This window comes from Janthinobacterium sp. GL_088, from assembly GCF_057837845.1.
Window position 1 is genome coordinate 5,045,604 of record NZ_CM174453.1, and the last position, 18,872, is coordinate 5,064,475.

At 65.1% G+C, this 18,872-nt stretch carries 21 protein-coding genes; 3 read left to right on the top strand and 18 right to left on the bottom strand.

The window, feature by feature from the left end; all coding sequences use genetic code 11:
- Positions 1-6: 6 nt before the first annotated feature.
- A complete protein-coding gene (locus tag AC3IQ7_RS22470) occupies positions 7-750 on the bottom strand; it encodes a helix-turn-helix domain-containing protein (protein WP_070219154.1) in 744 nt (247 codons plus the stop codon).
- A 160-nt stretch (positions 751-910) separates the two neighbouring features.
- Here AC3IQ7_RS22470 and AC3IQ7_RS22475 point away from each other — a divergent pair, with 160 nt between their 5' ends.
- From AC3IQ7_RS22475 to AC3IQ7_RS22485, 3 genes are read left to right on the top strand one after another with little or no spacing between them, the layout of a single operon-like run.
- The gene (locus tag AC3IQ7_RS22475) at positions 911-1,333 is read left to right on the top strand and encodes a hypothetical protein (RefSeq protein ID WP_077407467.1); all 423 of its coding nucleotides are present in this window, start codon (positions 911-913) and stop codon (positions 1,331-1,333) included.
- A 24-nt stretch (positions 1,334-1,357) separates the two neighbouring features.
- Complete coding sequence (locus AC3IQ7_RS22480; RefSeq protein WP_489207369.1) at positions 1,358-1,774, top strand: hypothetical protein; 417 nt, start codon at positions 1,358-1,360, stop codon at positions 1,772-1,774.
- 4 nt (positions 1,775-1,778) lie between these two features.
- Positions 1,779-2,564: a DUF2145 domain-containing protein gene (locus tag AC3IQ7_RS22485; RefSeq protein ID WP_322428496.1), complete on the top strand. Its 786-nt coding sequence runs from the start codon at positions 1,779-1,781 to the stop codon at positions 2,562-2,564.
- Here AC3IQ7_RS22485 and AC3IQ7_RS22490 read toward each other — a convergent pair.
- The 17 genes from AC3IQ7_RS22490 to AC3IQ7_RS22570 form a co-directional block, all read right to left on the bottom strand.
- On the bottom strand, positions 2,561-3,184 hold the full coding sequence (locus tag AC3IQ7_RS22490) for a 4'-phosphopantetheinyl transferase family protein (RefSeq protein ID WP_322428495.1): 624 nt from the start codon (positions 3,182-3,184) through the stop codon (positions 2,561-2,563). The genes AC3IQ7_RS22485 and AC3IQ7_RS22490 overlap by 4 nt on opposite strands.
- 131 nt (positions 3,185-3,315) lie before the next feature.
- The gene (locus AC3IQ7_RS22495) at positions 3,316-3,912 is read right to left on the bottom strand and encodes a hypothetical protein (RefSeq protein ID WP_322428494.1); all 597 of its coding nucleotides are present in this window, start codon (positions 3,910-3,912) and stop codon (positions 3,316-3,318) included.
- A 104-nt stretch (positions 3,913-4,016) separates the two neighbouring features.
- On the bottom strand, positions 4,017-4,466 hold the full coding sequence (locus AC3IQ7_RS22500; protein ID WP_322428493.1) for an excinuclease ATPase subunit: 450 nt from the start codon (positions 4,464-4,466) through the stop codon (positions 4,017-4,019).
- Between the two features lie 73 nt (positions 4,467-4,539).
- Positions 4,540-5,772 (bottom strand): beta-ketoacyl-ACP synthase, encoded by a 1,233-nt coding sequence (locus AC3IQ7_RS22505; protein ID WP_322428492.1) that lies wholly within the window; start codon positions 5,770-5,772, stop codon positions 4,540-4,542.
- The gene (gene fabG / locus AC3IQ7_RS22510) at positions 5,769-6,494 is read right to left on the bottom strand and encodes a 3-oxoacyl-ACP reductase FabG (RefSeq protein WP_322428491.1); all 726 of its coding nucleotides are present in this window, start codon (positions 6,492-6,494) and stop codon (positions 5,769-5,771) included. The genes AC3IQ7_RS22505 and fabG overlap by 4 nt, the downstream gene beginning before the upstream one ends.
- Entirely contained in the window at positions 6,487-6,960 is a 474-nt protein-coding gene (locus tag AC3IQ7_RS22515) for a hotdog family protein (RefSeq protein ID WP_322428490.1), read from the bottom strand. Before AC3IQ7_RS22515 ends, fabG begins: the two co-directional genes overlap by 8 nt.
- Positions 6,957-8,147 carry a beta-ketoacyl-ACP synthase gene (locus AC3IQ7_RS22520; RefSeq protein ID WP_322428488.1) on the bottom strand — a complete coding sequence of 397 codons (1,191 nt, stop codon included), beginning with the start codon at positions 8,145-8,147 and terminating at the stop codon, positions 6,957-6,959. The genes AC3IQ7_RS22515 and AC3IQ7_RS22520 overlap by 4 nt, the downstream gene beginning before the upstream one ends.
- A complete protein-coding gene (locus tag AC3IQ7_RS22525) occupies positions 8,148-8,702 on the bottom strand; it encodes a DUF3261 domain-containing protein (protein ID WP_322428487.1) in 555 nt (184 codons plus the stop codon). It abuts the gene before it with no gap.
- Positions 8,702-11,086 (bottom strand): MMPL family transporter, encoded by a 2,385-nt coding sequence (locus tag AC3IQ7_RS22530; protein WP_322428511.1) that lies wholly within the window; start codon positions 11,084-11,086, stop codon positions 8,702-8,704. The genes AC3IQ7_RS22525 and AC3IQ7_RS22530 overlap by 1 nt, the downstream gene beginning before the upstream one ends.
- Positions 11,087-11,091: 5 nt before the next feature.
- Positions 11,092-11,703 carry a LolA family protein gene (locus tag AC3IQ7_RS22535; RefSeq protein ID WP_322428486.1) on the bottom strand — a complete coding sequence of 204 codons (612 nt, stop codon included), beginning with the start codon at positions 11,701-11,703 and terminating at the stop codon, positions 11,092-11,094.
- On the bottom strand, positions 11,700-12,155 hold the full coding sequence (locus AC3IQ7_RS22540) for an acyl-CoA thioesterase (RefSeq protein ID WP_322428485.1): 456 nt from the start codon (positions 12,153-12,155) through the stop codon (positions 11,700-11,702). The genes AC3IQ7_RS22535 and AC3IQ7_RS22540 overlap by 4 nt, the downstream gene beginning before the upstream one ends.
- On the bottom strand, positions 12,148-13,716 hold the full coding sequence (locus AC3IQ7_RS22545; RefSeq protein WP_322428484.1) for an HAL/PAL/TAL family ammonia-lyase: 1,569 nt from the start codon (positions 13,714-13,716) through the stop codon (positions 12,148-12,150). Before AC3IQ7_RS22545 ends, AC3IQ7_RS22540 begins: the two co-directional genes overlap by 8 nt.
- Positions 13,703-14,674: a lysophospholipid acyltransferase family protein gene (locus AC3IQ7_RS22550; protein WP_489207370.1), complete on the bottom strand. Its 972-nt coding sequence runs from the start codon at positions 14,672-14,674 to the stop codon at positions 13,703-13,705. The genes AC3IQ7_RS22545 and AC3IQ7_RS22550 overlap by 14 nt, the downstream gene beginning before the upstream one ends.
- Positions 14,671-15,426 carry a glycosyltransferase family 2 protein gene (locus tag AC3IQ7_RS22555; protein WP_322428482.1) on the bottom strand — a complete coding sequence of 252 codons (756 nt, stop codon included), beginning with the start codon at positions 15,424-15,426 and terminating at the stop codon, positions 14,671-14,673. Before AC3IQ7_RS22555 ends, AC3IQ7_RS22550 begins: the two co-directional genes overlap by 4 nt.
- A complete protein-coding gene (locus tag AC3IQ7_RS22560; protein ID WP_489207371.1) occupies positions 15,419-16,507 on the bottom strand; it encodes a class I SAM-dependent methyltransferase in 1,089 nt (362 codons plus the stop codon). The genes AC3IQ7_RS22555 and AC3IQ7_RS22560 overlap by 8 nt, the downstream gene beginning before the upstream one ends.
- Positions 16,501-18,333 (bottom strand): ApeI family dehydratase, encoded by a 1,833-nt coding sequence (locus tag AC3IQ7_RS22565; protein ID WP_489207372.1) that lies wholly within the window; start codon positions 18,331-18,333, stop codon positions 16,501-16,503. The genes AC3IQ7_RS22560 and AC3IQ7_RS22565 overlap by 7 nt, the downstream gene beginning before the upstream one ends.
- Positions 18,326-18,871, bottom strand: a complete 546-nt coding sequence (locus AC3IQ7_RS22570; protein ID WP_489207373.1) for a COG4648 family protein — start codon at positions 18,869-18,871, stop codon at positions 18,326-18,328. The genes AC3IQ7_RS22565 and AC3IQ7_RS22570 overlap by 8 nt, the downstream gene beginning before the upstream one ends.
- Position 18,872 lies beyond the last annotated feature (1 nt).

Consider the following 18,872-nt stretch of genomic DNA (forward strand, 5'->3'; position numbering starts at 1 on the left):
GCTGCCTCACTGCCGCAGCAACGCCTTGAACGTCTGCGGCATCCACGGCCGCGCCGCCAGCATGAAACTGATGGCCAGGCGCTCATCGCCGGGCAGGCGCGCGTCTTCCTGGTGCTGCTGCGAGAATTCCACCGCCACTTGTTTCAGGCGTTCCAGCAAGGCTGCCGTGGATTTTTTCGACAGCATCACGTTCACCAGACGCAGCAATTCCGTCTCGCCATCGAATTGCGAATTCAAGTAGTCGCCATAGGCTTCCTTTTTGAAATACGTGTGAATGGGACCGTTCGGTATCCACGCAAACGTGCGTGCCACCAGCAGTTTGACCCGGTTATTCGGCAGCAGTTCCAAAAAACCGATCTTGTCGAGGCGCAGCAGGTATTTCACGGCTTGCGCCTCGCTGATGTCGTAGATGGCGACGATCTGTTCCAGCGGCAGCAGGTTCAGGGCGGAGACAGCTACCACGAACAGCCGGGTATCCTCGATGATTTCCTTTTCCTGCGCATACGTCAGTCCCGTGATCAGGGTGGGCGCGGCCTGGGCTGACTGCACGGCCAGCGCCAGTTGCTGGAAATCGCTGCCGATGGCCACCAGGATCTGGTCCAGGCGCTGCAGGGTAAATTGCTTTTGCGAAAACATCCGCTTGACGCTGGCTTCGGACACGCCGATGCGCTGGGCCAGCTCGGCATACGTGACGGAACGCGCTTTCAACAGGCGTTTCAAGGCTTCGATCAAGGCGTGGGTTTGCGGCATGCACTTCCTTTATATAAATAGCATCGGTTCCAGCGGCAAAAAAGTAGCGCTATACGCTACCTGCGGTATGCCTGCCCGCTACGAGTAGCGTTTTCATTGACCAATTGCCCACAGTCTACAATGATGGCGTTGCCACTTGGCACACTTGAAGGAGAAACACATGAAACGCCTGCTGCCCCTCTGCCTGTCCCTGTCGCTGTTGACGCTCTCCGTGGCCGCTCCCGGCCTGGTCCACGCCGCCGCCTCCGAGAATCTGTCAAATGGCTCGCAAAACCTCAGCCAGGGATCCGCCATCGTCGTCGCAGGCTCCATGTCGATGCTGGTCGCCTCCGGCCAGGTGGTGGTCGCCAGCGTGGAAACGGTGGGCGAAGGCATCGTCATCGTGCTGAAAGGCGCGTCCGAAGCGGGCGGCGCATCCATCCAGATGAGCACGCAAGCGGCCAAGGGCCTGTCGCTGGCGGCCGGCACCGTGGTCAACGTGGTGGCGCTGTCCACCGGTCACATGCTGGTTCTTTCCGGCAAGGCCATCGCCTTTATCCCGAACGAACTGGGCAAGGCGCTGCTGCACCACTCCAAAGTGTAACCACCAATGAAGAACGGACATTCCATGAAACATCTGCTCACCACCGCCCTCCTGTGCGCCGCCACCATGGCGCCACTGGCCCGGGCCGCCAACTCCGACACCACCAACGCGTCCGACAACGCCAGCATGGCGTCGGCCATCGTGCTCGTCGGCTCCATGTCGGTGCTGGCCGCCGCCGGTGAAATCATCATCGACAAGGTGGAAGATGTGGCCGACGGCAGCGTCCTCGTGCTGAAAAGCGCAGCCAAAGGCGCCTCGCAGGCGGCCAAGGCCTCCGTCAAGCTGAGCCAGAAGGCCACGCAGGGCCTGTCGCTGGCGGCCGGCACGGCCATCCAGGTGGTGGCCGTCTCGACGGGCCACATGCTGGTGCTGTCGGGCAAGGCCATCGCCTATGTGCCGAATGCGGCCGGCAATGCCATCCTCCACCATTCGAAAGCGTAAACCCATGAAACGCCTGACTGCCATGATCATCAGCCTGGCCCTGGCCGGCGCCGCCCATGCGGGACGCTCGTGCGAGGAAAAGCAAACGGATGCGACCACCCTCGTCAAATCGATGGACCTGGCGCAAAAGACACTGCAAGCGCTCGATGGCTCGGGCGCGCAGGTGGCGCTGCTGGCGCGCGCCGGGCAAGACCTGTCAAAGTACAATTTGCGCTATTCGCACATGGCGCTGGCCTGGCGCGACCACCCGAAGGGCCGCTGGCTGGTAGTGCATGAACTCAATGAGTGCGGCACGGCGCAATCGTCGCTGTACAACGAAGGCCTGGGCAATTTCTTCATGGACGATGTGTTCATGTATGAAAGCATGATCCTGATTCCGGGCCAGGATACGCAGCAGCAACTGGTGCGCCTGCTGACGTCGAACACGCCCAAGCGCCTGCATGAGGCGCACTACAACATGCTGGCCTACCCGTTTTCCACCAAGTACCAGAATTCGAACCAGTGGGTGCTGGAAACCCTGGCCGCCGCCAGCAACGAGCCCGGCAAGATAGAAACGCGCGCCGAAGCGCAAGGCTGGCTGCGCAGCGCCAGCTACGCGCCGCAAACGCTGAGCATACCCGCCGCCACGCGCCTGGGCGCGCGCATGTTCCGCGCAAATATCGCCTTCGACGACCACCCGTTCGAGCGCCGCATGACGCGCCAGATCGACGTCGTCACCGTCGACTCCATCGTGCGCTTCATGCGCCAGCGCGAACCGAAAGTGCAGGAAATCGTGGTACGGGGGAATTAGTCTGGCGCCAGACAGGACAATAGCAAGGCGGGCGGGTGTGCCAGCGGCGCGGCGCTGCACAGCACGATGGACAGCTCGGCATGCGCCAAGGTCACGCAAGCGCCCGCGTCCATGCCCAGCTTGTAGCGCGCCTCCGCCTCGCTCCAGCACTGGTAAAACGCCTCCCGGCGCTCCTCCTGTGGCAGCTTTTCCAGATCCGCCGCCACGGCCGCGCCAAACGCCTGGCGCGCCAGTGCCAGCACGTCGCGCCGCGGGTCACGCAGCTCAATATCGAGCCCCAGCCGCGTGGTACCGCTCAACGCACAGGCAACCCAGTGGCCGCTATGCGAGATACTGAAATAGGGACCACCGGCGGGCGCCAGCAGCCGCGGCGCCTGACCTGATCTCTCTTCCAGCGCAATGGACTCCGGCGCCACTTCCAGCATTTCCCCCATGGCTACGCGCAGCAAGGCACGCCCCAGCAGGAACTGGCGCCGGCGCAATGGCCGCACAAAGCGCGCGTATCGGGCCGTTTCCGCTGGCCCGAGCCATGTTTCATACTGAGTCAGCTGCGCGAGATCAATGCTGCGGGAATCGAGCAGGCAGATGCTGGCGCCGTTACCGGGGAAGGCTGGTGACATGACAAGGTCTGGATAGGCAAAGGCGCAGTCTGCCACAAATGACCAGCATGCATGCAGCAAAAAAATGGCAGCGCGGTTGCCCGTCGCTGCCATCTCAGCAGGTCTGCAGGCGCTTGCGCGCCGCGCCCTTCTTAGTTCGTCATTGCTGCTTCGACCGCTTTACTATCGGCGCCAGTCGGGCCGCCTTCGGCACGTACATAGTTGGCCTTGATGTAAGCGCTGGTCAGGTTGGCGATGCGGGTCAGCATCAGGTTATCGTGCACGCCAAACGTGAATCCGGCCGCCATCGCGTCGGCGCGCTGGAAGAACTCTGGCGTCGCGACCAGGGCGCCCTTGTTGTCGCGGATCATGACGCGCATGCGCACGCCGGAGCTGCCGGCCAATGGTCCCAGGAATACGCGCTTGGCGCCGCTCTTGAACTGGATTTCTTCGACGATAGGCTCGATGATAAGCACGCGGCCATTGGCCGGGGCGGCATTCCAGCTGGTCAGCGATTCGGCCAGGTCCTTGCGGATATTCTCGTCGATTTTCGCCATGGCGGCCTGGTTGCCCTTGTAGCCCTCGGCAAAGACTGTTGACTTGACTTCAATGCGGCCAAACGACGAGAAAGCCTCGCTCGGCGGCGGATTGGCCGTCGACGATGCCTTGATGCGCGTGGCGCAGCCTTGCAACATGGTCAATGCCAGCAACGCGCCAGCCAGGACGACAGTTTTCGATACTTTTTGCATATTCTCTTTCTACTTTTTTATTGGAGTGGCTCCCGGACGCGATCACTACATCTGATTGCGCCGGTCACCGATGGGGTGAACTTCCCTGCTGCTTCCTGCTACTGCTACTTACTTGCCTTCAACTTCACGAACTCACCCTTCAAGGCCACGCCCGTCATCATCGTGCCTTCATGGCACTCGAATTGCGTGGCGCTGGAATTTTCGATGTTCTTGTAATTGCTGACGATATTGACGACGGCATCCGCGCCCACCGACTGGGCACGCTTTTGCAGCGCCAGCATGGCCGACAGGAAGGCCCAGTTGCACGAGGTTTCTGCGGACTTGCCGACGCCATTGGTTTTCTGGCTCGTCTTGTCGCTGCTGATGCGCGTGGCAATCGGCGGCGTTGCCTGGTCGCCAAAGTAGAATTTGACGGTATCGCCAAGGCGGGCCTGGGCATCGTTGGCGGACATCGCATTGGCGATCGGCATCATGTGTTTGGTATCGCCCGCCTGTGCCGGCAAGGCAACCGTCAGCGCCGCACTCAGCGCCGCCAGGATCATCATTTTTTTCATGCTGCTTTCCTCGATAAGTTAAAGATAGTACAAACGGAAGCACACTTGCCACTTGCGCCAGCACAAGCTGACTTCACGGCCGGTAACGCTTGAAGATCAGCGACGTGTTGATGCCGCCAAAGGCAAAATTATTCGACATCACATACTCGCATTCGATGGCCCGGCCTTCGCCAGCGATGTAGTCGAGCGGCGCGCATTGCGCGTCGACCTGCTGCAAGTTGATGGTCGGGGCGAACCAGCCTTCGCGCATCATTTCGATGCTGATCCACGCTTCCAGCGCGCCGCAGGCACCCAGGGTGTGGCCCATGTAGCTTTTCAGCGAACTGATAGGCGTGCGGTCGCCAAACACCTCGAACGTGGCTTGCGATTCGGCGATGTCGCCCTGCTGCGTCCCGGTGCCATGCGCATTGATGTAGCCGATATCGGACGGCTGCAAGCCGGCGTCGGCCAGCGCCAGCAGCATCGCCTGGCGCATGGTGGCGGCGTTCGGCTGGGTCACGTGGCAGCCATCGCTGTTGGTGCCGAAGCCCACCAGTTCCGCGTGGATGGCGGCGCCGCGCGCCTGCGCATGCTCGAATTCTTCCAGGATCAGGCAACCGGCGCCTTCGCCGATGACAAGGCCATCGCGGCTGGCGTCGAACGGGCGCGGCGTCGTGTGACCCGCGTCATTGCGCGTGCTGGTGGCGAACAGGGTGTCGAAGACGGCCGCCTCGGTGGCGCACAGTTCCTCGGCACCACCGGCGATCATCGCCAGTTGCTTGCCGCCGGCGATCGCCTCGTAGGCATAGCCGATGCCCTGGCTGCCCGAGGTGCAGGCGCTCGAGGTGGTGATGACGCGGCCTGTGACGCCGAAAAACACGCCGATGTTCACGGGCGCCGTGTGCGCCATCATCTTGATGTAGGTGGTGGCGTTGATGCCCTTGGTGGTGCGCTCTTCCATCATGCGGCCAAAGTCGCCGATGGCGCTGGGCGTACCCGCCGACGAGCCGAAGGAAATGCCCATCTGCCCGCTTTTCACCACGGGGTGCCCGGCCAGTCCCGCGTGTTCGAGCGCCAGTTCGCTGGCGCGCGTGGCCATCAAGGCGATGCGCCCCATGCTGCGCACCGCCTTGCGGTTATAGCGGTCTGTCAGCGCGAACGGCGCGGCCGGCGCGCCCAGCTGCGTATTCAAGCCTTCATAATCGGCCCATTCCTCCATGCGCACGATGGCGTTGCGGTACTCGCCCAGGCGCTGGCGGATGGCCGGCCAGTCGTTGCCGATCGGGCTGATGCCGGCCATGCCGGTCACGACTACCCGGCGGCTCATGCCATGCCTCCGTTGACAGAAATGACCTGGCGCGTGATGTAGCCCGCCTCCTCGCCAACGAGGAAACTCACGGCGGCGGCCACCTCTTCCGGCGTGCCGACCCGGCGCGCGGGGATCATCTTCAGCGCTTCGTCGAGTGGAACCTCGCTGATCATGTCCGTCTCGATCAGGCCCGGCGCCACGCAGTTCACGGTGATGGCGCGCTTGGCCAGTTCCAGCGCCAGCGCCTTGGTCGCACCGATGATGCCTGCCTTGGCCGCGCTGTAATTGACTTGCCCGCGGTTGCCGATCAGGCCCGAGACGGATGCCATGGTGACGATGCGCCCCGGTTTGCGGCGCTGTACCATCGGCATCACCAGCGGGTTCAGCACATTGTAGAAACCATCGAGGTTGGTTTGCAAGACGATGTCCCAGTCCTCGCCCGACATGGCGGGAAACGCATTGTCGCGCGCCACGCCGGCATTGCACACGACGCCGTAATAGCAGCCATGTTCGGCGATGTCCGCTTCCAGCGCGCAAACTGCCGCGGCACGGTCGCCGATATCGAACTGCAGCACGCGCGCCGCGCGCCCCAGCGCCCGCACCTGCTGCGCCACCGCGTCGGCTTCGGCGCGCGCGCTGCGGCAATGCAGTACCACGTCAAAGCCATCGCGCGCAAGGCGCAAGGCTATCGCCTTGCCGATGCCGCGCGACGATCCCGTCACCAATACACTTTTACTCATGCTGCGCTCCATTCATACTCTCCTGCAGAAATTGCTTTGCATCTTCGGGCTGAAATACCGTGATCGTCGCTTGCGCCAGCACGGCGCCCGCCATCTCGATACGGCACTCGAACGCGCCCAGTCCATTCTCGCCCTGCAAGGCTTGCTGCACATGCACCTGCAGCACGCTGCCATCGACGAACAGAGGCAGCTGCGCTTCGTAGCGCCGCGCCCCCAATAAAAAACCGATCTTCACGGGCGCACCGGCCAAGCGGGCGCGGTAGCCTGCATGCGCGGCGATCGCCTGCGCCATGTATTCGATGCCGACCCAGCTACCCACCCCTGCCGACGGCGCGTCATACAACACGCTGCCGGCATGGATGGTGACTTCGGCGCACAGGTTTTCCACATCGGCCGACAGCACCCGGTCGAGCAGGACCATGGCGCCGGAATGGGGCACCAGCTCACGGATAGGCGGAAAACTCATGCTCCCCTCCCGAACAGCAGAGCGGCGTTCGATCCGCCGAAGGCAAACGAGTTGCTCAGCGCCCAGTCGAGCGGACGCCCCAGGCGCGCGCCAGGCAAAGCCAGGCGCAGCGGCGGCAGGGAATCATCGGGCACGCCATCCCACAGGTGCGGCGGCAGCAAGCCCTCGGCGTTATCGTCCTGCATCGCCAGCCAGCACAGGGCCGCCTCGATGGCGGCGGCCGCGCCCAGTGCATGGCCCGTCAGCGGCTTGGTGGAGCTGACCATCGCCGTGGCGCCGAACAGGTCGGACACCACGCGCGCTTCCATCGCATCGTTCTGCGGCGTGGCCGTGCCGTGCAGGTTCACATAGTCGACTTGCGCCGCCGTGATGCCCGCGCGCGCCAGGGCCTGGCCGATGGCCAGGCGCGCCCCGCCGCCTGCGGGATCGGGCGCCGACATGTGGTGGCCGTCGGACGATTCGCCCCATCCGCGCAAGGCCACGCTGGCCGGTTCCGCCGTCATCAGGAACAGGGCCGCACCTTCGCCGATATTGATGCCGTCGCGGTTCGCGCCGAGCGGATTGCAGCGCCGCGCGCTGACGGATGCCAGCGCGGAAAAACCGGCCACGGTAAAGCCGCACAGGGTATCGACGCCCCCCGTCAGCACGGCGTCGCACAGGCCCATGCGGATCAGGCGCGCCGCGCTGGCCATCGCCTTGGCACTCGACGAACAGGCGCTCGAATGCACGAGGGCCGGGCCGTCGATGCCCAGTTCCTCGGCCAGCATCAGAGCCGGCGACGCCATCTCCTGCTGGCCATAGTGGAAGGCTTCCGGCAAGCCGTCGCCCGCCACATGCTGGCCGATGGCGTCTTCCGTCTCGCCGATGCCCGAGGTGCTGGTGCCGATCACCACGGCCACGCGGTCCGCGCCGTAGCGGACGACGGCATGTTCCACGGCGGGGCGGATCTGCGCCAGCGCCGCCAGCGCCATCTGGTTGTTGCGGCTGCGCGCGGCGATGCCGTGCTGTGCCACCGATGGCAGGGCCGCATCGACCACGCCCAGCGGCAGCACGCGGCCCGGCGTGTGGCGGTCGGTGGCCAGCACGCCGCTGTGCGCGGCAAACAGGCGCGCGCGCACCTCGTCGCGGCTGGCCCCCAGCGCGCAGACGATACCGCAGTCATTCAAATACACGGTCAAGCCAGTCATTCAGCTTCCTTCCGGGGCGTTCTGTATCGTCAGGCGATAGCGGTAGCGCAGGTTGTCGAGCACCACCGTGCCGCTCCAGCGCGGCATGGCGCTGTAGTCGATCACCGTCACCGCCTCGTCATGCAGGAACAGGGTGCGGCGCAGGCCGCTGTCCTCGATGCGCCAGCCGGTCGGCAAGACCTCGGCGATCGCCTCGCGCGGCCACAAGGTCAGCTGCATGTCTTCCAGCACGTCTTCCGCGCGCACCTGTGCCGGCAGCATCAGGTGGCGCCACGACGTCATCTCCTTGCCGTCGTAATGCAGCGACAGCACGCGCTGGCCGAACGCCAGGCCCACCAGGTCCAGGTGCGACGGCTCCACTTCCAGCGCCGCATCGAGTTCGTCGATGCGCCCTGCCCGTTCGACAACCAGATGCTGCTGCAAGCTGACCGTGGCGCCCAGTGCGGCCGGCGCCAGTTTCAGGCCCAGGCGCGCCGGTGCCGAAGGAGGCGTGCTGGCGCAGCCGGCCAGTGCCAGCAGCAGTGCCGGCACCCATCGTTGACAGTGCAAAAACATCAGATTTCTCCTGCGGCATCGGCCGCGCTACGGTTGTCTGCCTCGGCAAAGCATGGCGACAGCAGCCAGACCAGCGCCGTACCGATCAGCATGGTCAGGCCGAATGCCTGCAAGGCCGCCGTCTTGCTCAAGGCCAGCAAGCCGAAAGACAGAATGGTATTCGCCGCCGACAAGCCCACGGCCAGCCACGGCGTATTGTTGCGGCGATCAGGATGCTCCTGCATGAAGATGCCGTAATCGACGCCCACGCCCAGCAGCAGCATCAGCGCCAGCACGTGGAACAACTGCAGCGGCAGGTTCAAATAACCGAGCAAGGCCAGGGCCGCCACGCTGGCCAGCGCAGTCGGCGCCAGCACGCGCCAGGTGCGGCGCCGGTAACGGGGCAGCAGCAAACCGAAGACCACCACGTAGGCACCCAGCACCACGGCGCCCATGTAGACGCGGTAGCGGCCCAGCACCGAGGAAATTTCACTCACCTTGTCGACCCACTGCACCCCGGGCAAACCGTCGGCCGCCTGCGCCAGCAGAGGAATGGCCGCATACTGCATGCCGCGCAGAGCGACAATGGAGGCATAGCCGCCTTTGACCTTGCCCAGCCACAGGTGGCGCCATGGCTCGCTGGCCGGCACCTGCAAGAAGGCATCGATCGACAGCGGCGCACCGGCTTGCGCCAACTGCGCGCGTACCTTGCCGGCCCACTCGGGACCTTCATCGACGGACTGCGCCAGCAAGTCGAGCGCTGCGCCCGGCCGCAGGATGGCCGTGTCGAGCAAAGCCCGGCGCGCCGCCTGTGTCTGCAGCGACGGCACCCAGTTCGACATGGCCTGATAGCCGCTGATGTGCTTTTGCGCGATCAGCGGCAGCAGCCGTTGTTTCAACGCTTCCTCGCGCTGCAGCACGGCTTCCGCACTGTCGCCGCGCACGAGGTAGAACTGCACCGGCGTGGGCCCATCGAGCAATTTGCTCAATTTGATCTGGTCGCGTATCAGGTGCGCGGGCGGCGTTTGCAGCAAGCGGATATCGTCGTTGACACCGAGGCGGCCGATGCCGAAGACGGCAAACACGGCGAACAGCACGCCGCCAGCCAGGGTGGCGCGGTTGGCGCGCAACAGCGGCCAGCACGCGCGCGCCGCGCCGTAGCGCGCGACCAGGACGCCGCTTTTCAGGGTGCCGCCGCGTATCAGCGCAGGGAACCAGAACACCACGGTCAGCCAGGCAAACACCAGGCCCAGGGCGGAAAACACGGCCATGTGGCGCAGGCCGGGGAATGGCGTCAGGGCCAGGCCCAGGTAGCCGATGACGGCGGCCAGCAAGGTCAGGCACAGGCCCGGCAGCAGCCGGCGCAGCAAGGCGCGCGAGTCGAGCGCGGGATCGGCGCCCAGGCGGTTGCACAGGAAATAAATGCCGTAATCCTGCGCCACGCCGATCAGACTGGCGCCAAACACCAGGGTCATCAGGTGGACTTTACCGAACAGCAGCCAGCACACGGACAAGGAACCGAGGCAGCCGATGCCGATCGACAGCAGGATCAGCGCAATCGGCTTGACCGAGCGGAAGGTCAGCCACGTCAGCAGGATGATGCCGGCCAGGGAGCCCAGGCCGATGGTCGACATCTCGCCCGCCGCCTGGCTGCTGGCGGCAGCCGCATGCAGGATCACGCCGGCGCTGATGATGTCCACGCCAGGCACAGCCTGCCGCGCCGCCGCCTCGGCTTGCGCCAGCACGGGCAGCGCGCTTTCCTGCGCGCCCAGCGAAAAGGCGGGCAGGCGCAAGGTCAGCGGCAGCAGCACATACTGGCGTTCGCCGTCGGCGACGAACAAATGGCCGTCGCGCGGACGCACGGGGGTTTCCTGCGCCCGCTCCTGCACCCAGCCGCTGAACAGGCCGAAAGGATCGTCCTGCCAGGCGCCCAGTTTCGGCCCACCGAAAGGACTGTAGAGCTGACTCAACGCCGAATCGCGCCAGAATGCGGGCGTTTCCTGGCGCAGCTGCGTTTCCTGCGGCGCCGTCAGCAGGGTCAAGCGGTGCTGCTGGAACAGGGCCAGCCAGTCGTTCTGCGTCTGCTCGTCGAGCGGCGTGGACTGGAACAGGTCCGGTTGGCGCGCCAGCACGGCGCTATAGGCGTCGGCCGCTTTTTTGGCCTCGGTCCAGTCGGGCGCACCGACCAGCACCACCAGACGCTGCTGCGCCGCGTCGACCATGTGTGTAAATGATGCCTGCAAGACGGGGTCGCGCTCCTGCACCGGCAGCAAGGCAAGAATGTCGGTTTCGGGCGCGATGCGCTTGCCCAGCCACAGATAGGCGTTATGCGCGAGCAGAAGCGCCACCACCAGCGCCCAGGCGATGGCCAGCAAGCGCCCGGCGTTGCGGCCACGCTTCGTCAGGGAAGTCAAAACAGGGCCGCCTCTTGCGCCGTGATGGCGGCCGGTCCCGTTTCAATCGCGGAAAACACGATGCTGGTGCGGTCGCCGCTCGCTTCGCTGATGCTGATGTTTTTCACGAAGGCGCCGCCATCGAGGCGGATGCTGCCGATGGCCTTGGCCAGCGCCGGCTGGCGCGCCTTCAGCGCCACCTGCCAGGTGCCGCCATCGATGCTGCCGTCCACTTCAAACAGCGTATCGAGTTGCGCCAGGTCGCCGGCCAGCAGCGAAAACAACACGCTGTTGATCATCTTGACCACCGGTTCCGTCTTCGCGTCCAGGCGCATGGCCACGCGCTCGCCCTGGAAATGCACGATCTCGTCGCGCGTCAGGCGCAGGGTATTCGGAAACGGCTGCAAGGTGCGCCACAGCACACCTTTGCCGGCCACCACGCAAAAGCGGCCATTCGAGGCCAGCGCCTTCTTCATGCCCGCCAGCTGCTTGCTCTGGTCGAAACGGCCGCACAACTGTTGCGGCTTGGCCAGCATGGCCTCGATCTTTGCCACGGGCGCGGCCGCGTGCAGCGGCGCCATCGCCATCAGGCACAGGCATGCCAGCAAAACTTTGAATTGTTTTTTCATACGGTCTTCAATCCCAATTTTTCAAACAGTATCGGCGGCGAGGCAAAGCACATCTCGCCGCTGGCGATGTCGACGGCCACCTGCGTCGTGCTGGCGCGGTTCAGGCGCTTGCCCGTCGCGCTGTCACTGACCAGGTAGTCGATCTTCAAACGGTCTTCCCATTCCACCAGGTCGGCGCGCAAGGTCAGGCGCTGGCCAAAGGTGGCTGGCGCCACATAGCGCAAGTGCATGTCGATCACGGGCCAGGCATAGCCGGAGGCCTTCATGTCGACGTAGTTGTAGCCAATGCTGTCGAGCAGCGCGCAGCGCACCACTTCCAGGTATTTCACGTAGCGGCCGTGCCAGACGATCTCCATCGGGTCCAGGTCGAAGAACTGCACCTGCATCTCGACTTCGGCGTTCCAGCGGCTAGGCGTGGCCTTTTTGCCGCGCACCTTATGCGTCTCAGTCATTCCCGGCTCCGTACAACGGCCACGCTTGCGTGCGCATGCGTTCGAGCAGCACGCGCAGTTCCGGATCGAGGCGGCGATCTTCTTCAACCGGCGCGATGTCGGCCGCCAGCGCCGCCATCATCGCCGCCAGCGCCGCTTGCGGCGGCACGTCGGGACTGACCTTGCAGCGCAGCCAGACGCCCTGGCGCACCGTGATCAGCAAGGCGGCGGCCACCTGCTCGCACAGCTCCAGCACGCGCAGGCAGTCGCGCGCGGCGATGGTGCCCATGCTGACCTTGTCCTGGTTGTGGCATTCGGTCGAGCGTGAAAACACCGAGGCGGGCATGGTCAGCTTCAGTGCTTCGGCCGTCCAGGCGGAGGCGCTGATCTGCAGCGCCTTCAGGCCGTGGTTGATGGCCGCGCGCGGCCCCGTGGCACCAGACAGGTTGGCCGGCAAGCCCTGGTTGTAGCGGCTGTCGACCAGCAAGGCCATCTGGCGGTCCAGCAGGTCGGCCAGGTTGGCCACCGTATTCTTCATGCTGTCCATGGCGAAGGCGATATGGCCGCCGTAGAAATGGCCGCCATGCAGCACGCGCTCGCCTTCGGCGTCGATGATGGGGTTGTCGTTGGCGCTATTGAGTTCATTCTCGATCGACGAACGCAGCCATGGCAAGGCGTCGGCCAGCACGCCGATCACGTGCGGCGCACAGCGGATCGAGTAGCGGTCCTGCAGGCGCTTGCCATTGCGCTCCCAGGAATCGGTGGGCAGATCGGCGCGCAGCCAGGCCGCCACTTGCTGCATGCCTGGATGGGGCTTGACGGAGAACAGGGTTTCATCGAAGTGGTGCGCGTTGCCGTCGAGCGCAAACGAGGCCATGGCCGTGATGCGTGTCGTCAGGCGCGTCAGGTATTCGGCGCGCTCATACGCGAGGCAGGCCAGCGCCGTCATGACGGCCGTGCCGTTCATGATCGCCAGGCCTTCCTTCGGACGCAGGCGCAGAGGCGTGATGCCCGCTTCGCGCAGCGCCTGCTGCGCCGGCACCTGCACGCCGTCGCGCCACACTTCGCGCTCGCCACACAATACGGCCGCCAGGTAGGACAGCGGCGTCAGGTCGCCACTGGCGCCTACCGAGCCTTCGGACGGGATCAGCGGCAGCAGGCCAGCATCGAGCAAGCGCGCGATCTGCGCCAGCAGTTCCACGCTGACGCCGGAAAAACCCTTGGAGAGCGACGCCAGGCGCGTGGCCATGATGGCGCGCGTCTGCGCTGGCGTGAAGAATTCGCCCAGGCCGCAGCCGTGATAGGTGTACAAGTGGTGCGGCAGCTCGGCCACCAGTTCCGGCGGCACGGTCACCGTGCACGAATCGCCGTACCCGGTGGTCACGCCATAGATCGTGCCATCCTCGCGCAGCAGGCGGTCAAGAAAGTCGGCGCCGCGCGCGATCGCCGCCAGAAAGACGGGGTCGCTGGACAGTTCGGCGCTGGCCCGGCCATGCGCGATGTCGGTAATGTCTTCGATGCGCAGCCGCTCGCGGTCGAAGCGGACGGCGCGCCGGGTGTTTTTCAGGTCAGCGAGTTGCATCGGGAGTATCCAGTCTTGAAGTATCGGGGAGTTGCCAAAAATCGTAGAAATTGAACCATTCGAGCGGCGCGCGCAGGCAGTGGTACTGCAGGCGCGCCGCATAGGCGGCCGCCAGTTCGGCCAGCATCGCCTCGCGTGCATTGCGCGGCAGGTGCAGCGACTCGCGGAACAGTTCGAAATGCACTTCCGAGCGCTGGCCGATGCGCATGGAAAACAGCAGGTACACCGGGCATTGCAGCACGCTGGCCAGCACATACGGGCCGATCGGAAAGGCGGCCGGCTGACCCAGGAACGGCGCCACCGCCACGCGCGGCTGCGGCGAGACGGGAACGCGGTCGCCGGCGATCACCACGAACTCACCTTGCGCCACCTTTTCCGCCAGCAGCATGGCCGTGGCAGGCGTGATTTCCGTCACCTGCATCAGATTGAGCTGGCTGTCCGGATTGAGGCGCTCCAGCATGCGGTTGAACGCTTGCGCATGGCGCGTGTGCACGAGCACCGTCAGCTTCAAGCGCGTAGTGCGCTGCGAGAGCACGCGGCACAAATCCAGGTTGCCCAGGTGGGCGCAGATCAGCAAGGCGCCGCGTCCCTCGTCCAGGCAGCGGTTGACGCCATCGTCGCCATCGACGCCGTGCAGGCTCACGCTACGCGTGTCGTACAGGCCGCCCCATAGCAGCATCTTGTCGAGGATGGTTTCGGCAAACGTGGCAAAGTGCCGCAGCACGCTCAGGTTTGCCGGGCCGCCGCAGGCCGCGACGCGACGCAAGTAGCTGCGGGACACGCGGCGCGCACGCGGCTTGGTCAGCACGTACCAGGCCAGCACCGGGTACAGCACGATGCGAAAAGGCCAGCGGCCGAAGACGCGGCAGATCCAGAACAGCAGGCGCATGCCGGCCACGAAGCTGACTTCATTGAAGCCGGACCAGTGTCCGCGCGACGGCTGCGGTGCTGCCGTCATCGCGCGCGCCAGTGGCGGGCCAGCAGGCGCGGTGCGCGCCACAGCATGCCGAAAAACAGACGCGCGTGCATGCGCGAAATGAGCACGTTATCGCGCCACAGCTCAAAATGCGAGATGCCGTCGCTGGGGTAACCGACGCGCGTGGGCAGATTCGCCATCGACAAACCATCCCAGTACAGGCGCACCAGCACATCGGTGTCGAAATTCATGCGCTGTCCCAGCTGGCACTTCTCTGCCAATGCCATGAAAGACGCCAGCGGATAGACGCGAAAGCCGCACATGGAGTCGCGAATCTGCAGCGACAGGGTATTGATCCATACCCAGACGTGCGTCGCATAGCGGCCGTAGTAGCGCGCCCTGGGCACCGAAGCATCGTACACTGGGTAGCCAACCACCACGGCCGCCGGCATGGCTTGCGCCTGCGCCAGGAAGCGCGGCACATCGTCCGTTTCATGCTGGCCGTCGGCATCGATCTGCAGCGCATGGCTGTAGCCGTGCGCATGCGCGTGGCGGCAGCCCGTCAGCACCGCCCCCCCCTTGCCCTGGTTTTGCGCATGGCGCAGCAGGGTCACGCGCGAAGGATGCGCGGCGGCCAGCGCGTCCAGGGTGCGCGCGCCGACGTCAAAGCTGCCGTCGTCGACAAGGATCAGCGGCACGCCATGCGGCAGCAGGCGCTGCACCACGGCGCCGATTGCGTGTTCATGATTGAACACGGGAATCACGATGCACGGTTGAAAACGCACTTCAGTCACTGTGCGCTCCGGCGCGGCCAAAGCGCAGCAGCGAATGGCAATAGCCGATACCGTCGCGCGTGGTCAGCAACTCCAGGCCGGCAGCTTGCGCCAGGCGGATATAGTCGGTGCTCTGGTAAATCTTGCTGTTACCGCTGGCCATGGCCGTGAAGTACGGCGAGGTATTGATCAGGCAATATGCGGCGATATCGTACTGCTGGCGGTCCCAGAAGGTATCCATGATCAGCACTTGCCCGTTCGGCCCTAGCGCCTGCGACACGCGGCGCAGGATGCTGGCGATGGCAGGCTCGCTGAAACAGCTGAGAAATTGGCTCATCCAGATCAGGTCCATGCCGGCCGGCAGGGGCGCCACGTCGTCGAGCAGGTCGCAGGCGTGCAAATGCGCCCGCTCGCGCACACCGGCATCGGTGAGAGTCTGGTCGGCCACCGCCAGTTGGCGCTCCAGGTCGACCAGGTGCAGTTCCACGCCCGCATGGTAGGCCAGCGCCGCACTGGCGAACTTGCCCGTATTGGCGCCGATGTCCATGATGCGGCGCGGCGCCGTGGCGAAGACGTCAGGGAATATCTCGGGGAACGATGTATCCGAATAATGGTGGTCAAAGGCGAACCAGCTGCCCTTGGCCGGCTCCGACAGGGCAGACAGGCCCTGGTACAGGGTAGGCCAATCGCCCAGCGCGGCCAATCCCAGCGGCTGCTCGGCGTCGAGCGAACGGTCCAGGTCGAACAAGCCCTGGTAGCAAACGTCATGCATGAAGTCCAGGTTGACCTGGGTGATGCTGTCGGTCAGCATGCAAAAACCGACTTTATCGAGCACATATGCGCCGTCACGCAGCGAGACGACGCCGGCCGACAGGCACGATTCGAGCGCCACCTTCAGCGCATATTCCGTCCAGCGGCCGCTGGCGGCCATCTCGGCCACGCTCAAGCCGCTGTGGCCTGTGTCGGCCAATGCCTGCAGCATGCCGCGCTTCCAGGCATAGCGCACGCATTGAAAGACGACGGGACCGAAAGCGATTTTTTGCGCCTCGAAACGGGCGGCAAAGGCGGTCTGGCGTTCGGGTGAGAATTTTTTATCTAACATGCGCTCGCTGCTGGAGTGGGTGTATCGGTGCCGCCATCGGGAACGGCAGCGGCATTCGGGTGAAACAGGATGCGGCCGCTGGCATGCTGGCCGGCGTCCGACAGATAACGAAATTGCAGGCTGGCCTTGAGCGCGTCGTATTCCAGCGCCAGCCGGACCGGCCGGTCCGGCAGCACCGGCTGCTGGAACTTCAGGGCATGCATGGCGCGGAACCGCGCGGGCAGATCCAGGTGCTGGCGCGCGAAGTGCAGCGCCCACTCCACTTGCACCACGCCGGGCAGCAAGGGCGCACCCGTGAAATGGCCGTCAAAATAGAACAGATTCGCCGGCACGCGCAGCTGGAACAGCAACCGTGGCGTTTCGCCATCGGCCGAACGCTCGATCAGCCGCGCATGCGGCAAGCGGGGTTTCTCGAGCAATGCCAGCAACAGCGCCTGCGTCGTCTTACCCTGTGCATTGATGGGCAATTGTTCCAGGTAGCGCCAGCGGCGCGGCATGGCAATGGCGTCGACCTGCCCGCCCAGCGCCGTTTGCAGCTGGCGGTTCAGGGCCAGCTTGCCTTCGGCATCGAGCAGCGCCCGGCCAGCAGCGCTGCAGACGACAAAGGCGGCCACCTTCTGGCGCTCGCCGGCCGGCGCATCGCACAGCAACACGCGCGCGTCCAGCACCAGCGGCGTGGCCAGCAATGCCGCTTCGATGGCATTGAGGGAAATGCGTTTTTCTTCGATCTTCACAATGCGGTCGCTGCGTCCCAGCAGCTGGAAGCGTCCTGACGCCGTTTCGCGCGCGCGGTCGGCCAAACATAGCCAGCCATCGTCGGCCAGGTGCGCCGAACGCACTTCCAGCGCGCCGTCAGCCATCAGGCGCCAGTCGACGCCAGGAAAACCCTGCCAGCTCTCGTCGTCAGGGTGCTCCGGCACGCGCTGACGCCAGGCTACGCCGCCGGTCTCCGAGCTGCCATAGATTTCGCGCGGCACGCGGCCCAGCAAATGCCCCGCAGCCAGCGCGCTGTCCAGGGCCAGCGGCCCGCCCGAGGAAAACACGGCGCGCAGCTGCGCGCGCGCGCCGGACCAGTCGATGTGTTCCGGCAGGCGTTTCAGGTGCGCGGGGCTGGCGGCCAGCACGCACGGACCGCGCGCCAGCAAGGCAGCCAGCTGTTCCGGGTAGTCCACGCTGTGCGCATGCACGGCACGCCCGGCCGCCAGCGGCCACAGGACCTTGAACAGCAAGCCGTAGATATGCTGGTGCGAGACGGTGGCGACGACGGCCGCGCCATCGGCGTGTTCGCCAAACAGCTGCTCCAGCGTGGCCACCTCGCTGGCCAGCTGCGAGAGTTTTTTCGGGATGGCTTGCGCCGCGCCCGTACTGCCCGAGGTGTACACCACCAGCGCCGGGAAATCGTCGGCGAGCTGCGTCCACGCACGCTCGGCCAGACTGTCCGGTGGTGGCGGCAGCGGCGCATGCGCTGCCGGGAACTGTCCCAGGAAACCATCGACGGACGCAGCCAGTGAAGCGCAGCTGGCCGGCAGCGTATCGGCCGTCAGCCAGACGGTCTTGCCCGCCTGCCAGGCGCCCAGCAAGGCGGCGCCAAACTCGATGCTGTCGTCCAGGTACAGGGCGAAATGGCGGCCTGCCTGGCCTTCCAGCAAGCCGGCCCAGGCGGCCATGCGCGCCGCAAAGTGCGCGCAATCGAGCACCGCGCCATCGCGCCAGCCCACGTGCATGGCCGGCGGGCGGCCATGCACGAACAGCGCAAGGCGCGCCAGCGGGGAAATCGGCGGATGTGCGTCAGGCACAGTGGCTTGCGGCAGGGAAGATTCAGGCATGGTGCAAACGCTTAAAACGCAGGCGGACGAGATACTCGCCGCCAAATAACAGGGCCATCAGGACATAGGCGATGACGCCCGTGTACAGCGACCAGACGGCTTCGCTGGCCCACAATGCCGTACCGAGCGCGATAGCGCCATTGACGATAAAAAAACCGCACCAGACTTGCGTCACGCGGCGCGTATAGCGCACGGCGGCGAGCGGAAAATCCTTCTCGCGCAAGCGCGCCAGGCGTTCCACCACCGAAGGCGGTGCCCACAAGCTGTAGCCGAAGGTGGCCAGCAAGACGACGTTGACCAGTACCGGATACAGTTTCAGCGGCAGCAGCAGGTTGCTCCACAGAGCGATGGCGGCCAGCAGCAGCGCGGCGGCCACCGACCAGCGCGCGGCGCGCTGCAGCTTCAGCGCGGGCAGACGGCAGGCGGCGGCCAGCAACAGCAACAGCGCCAGCCAGCGCGGCTCGACCTGGCCGTAACCGAACCAGATCACCAACGGATACAGGACGGTCAGCAGCAACGCGACGGCATTGAGCAGCACG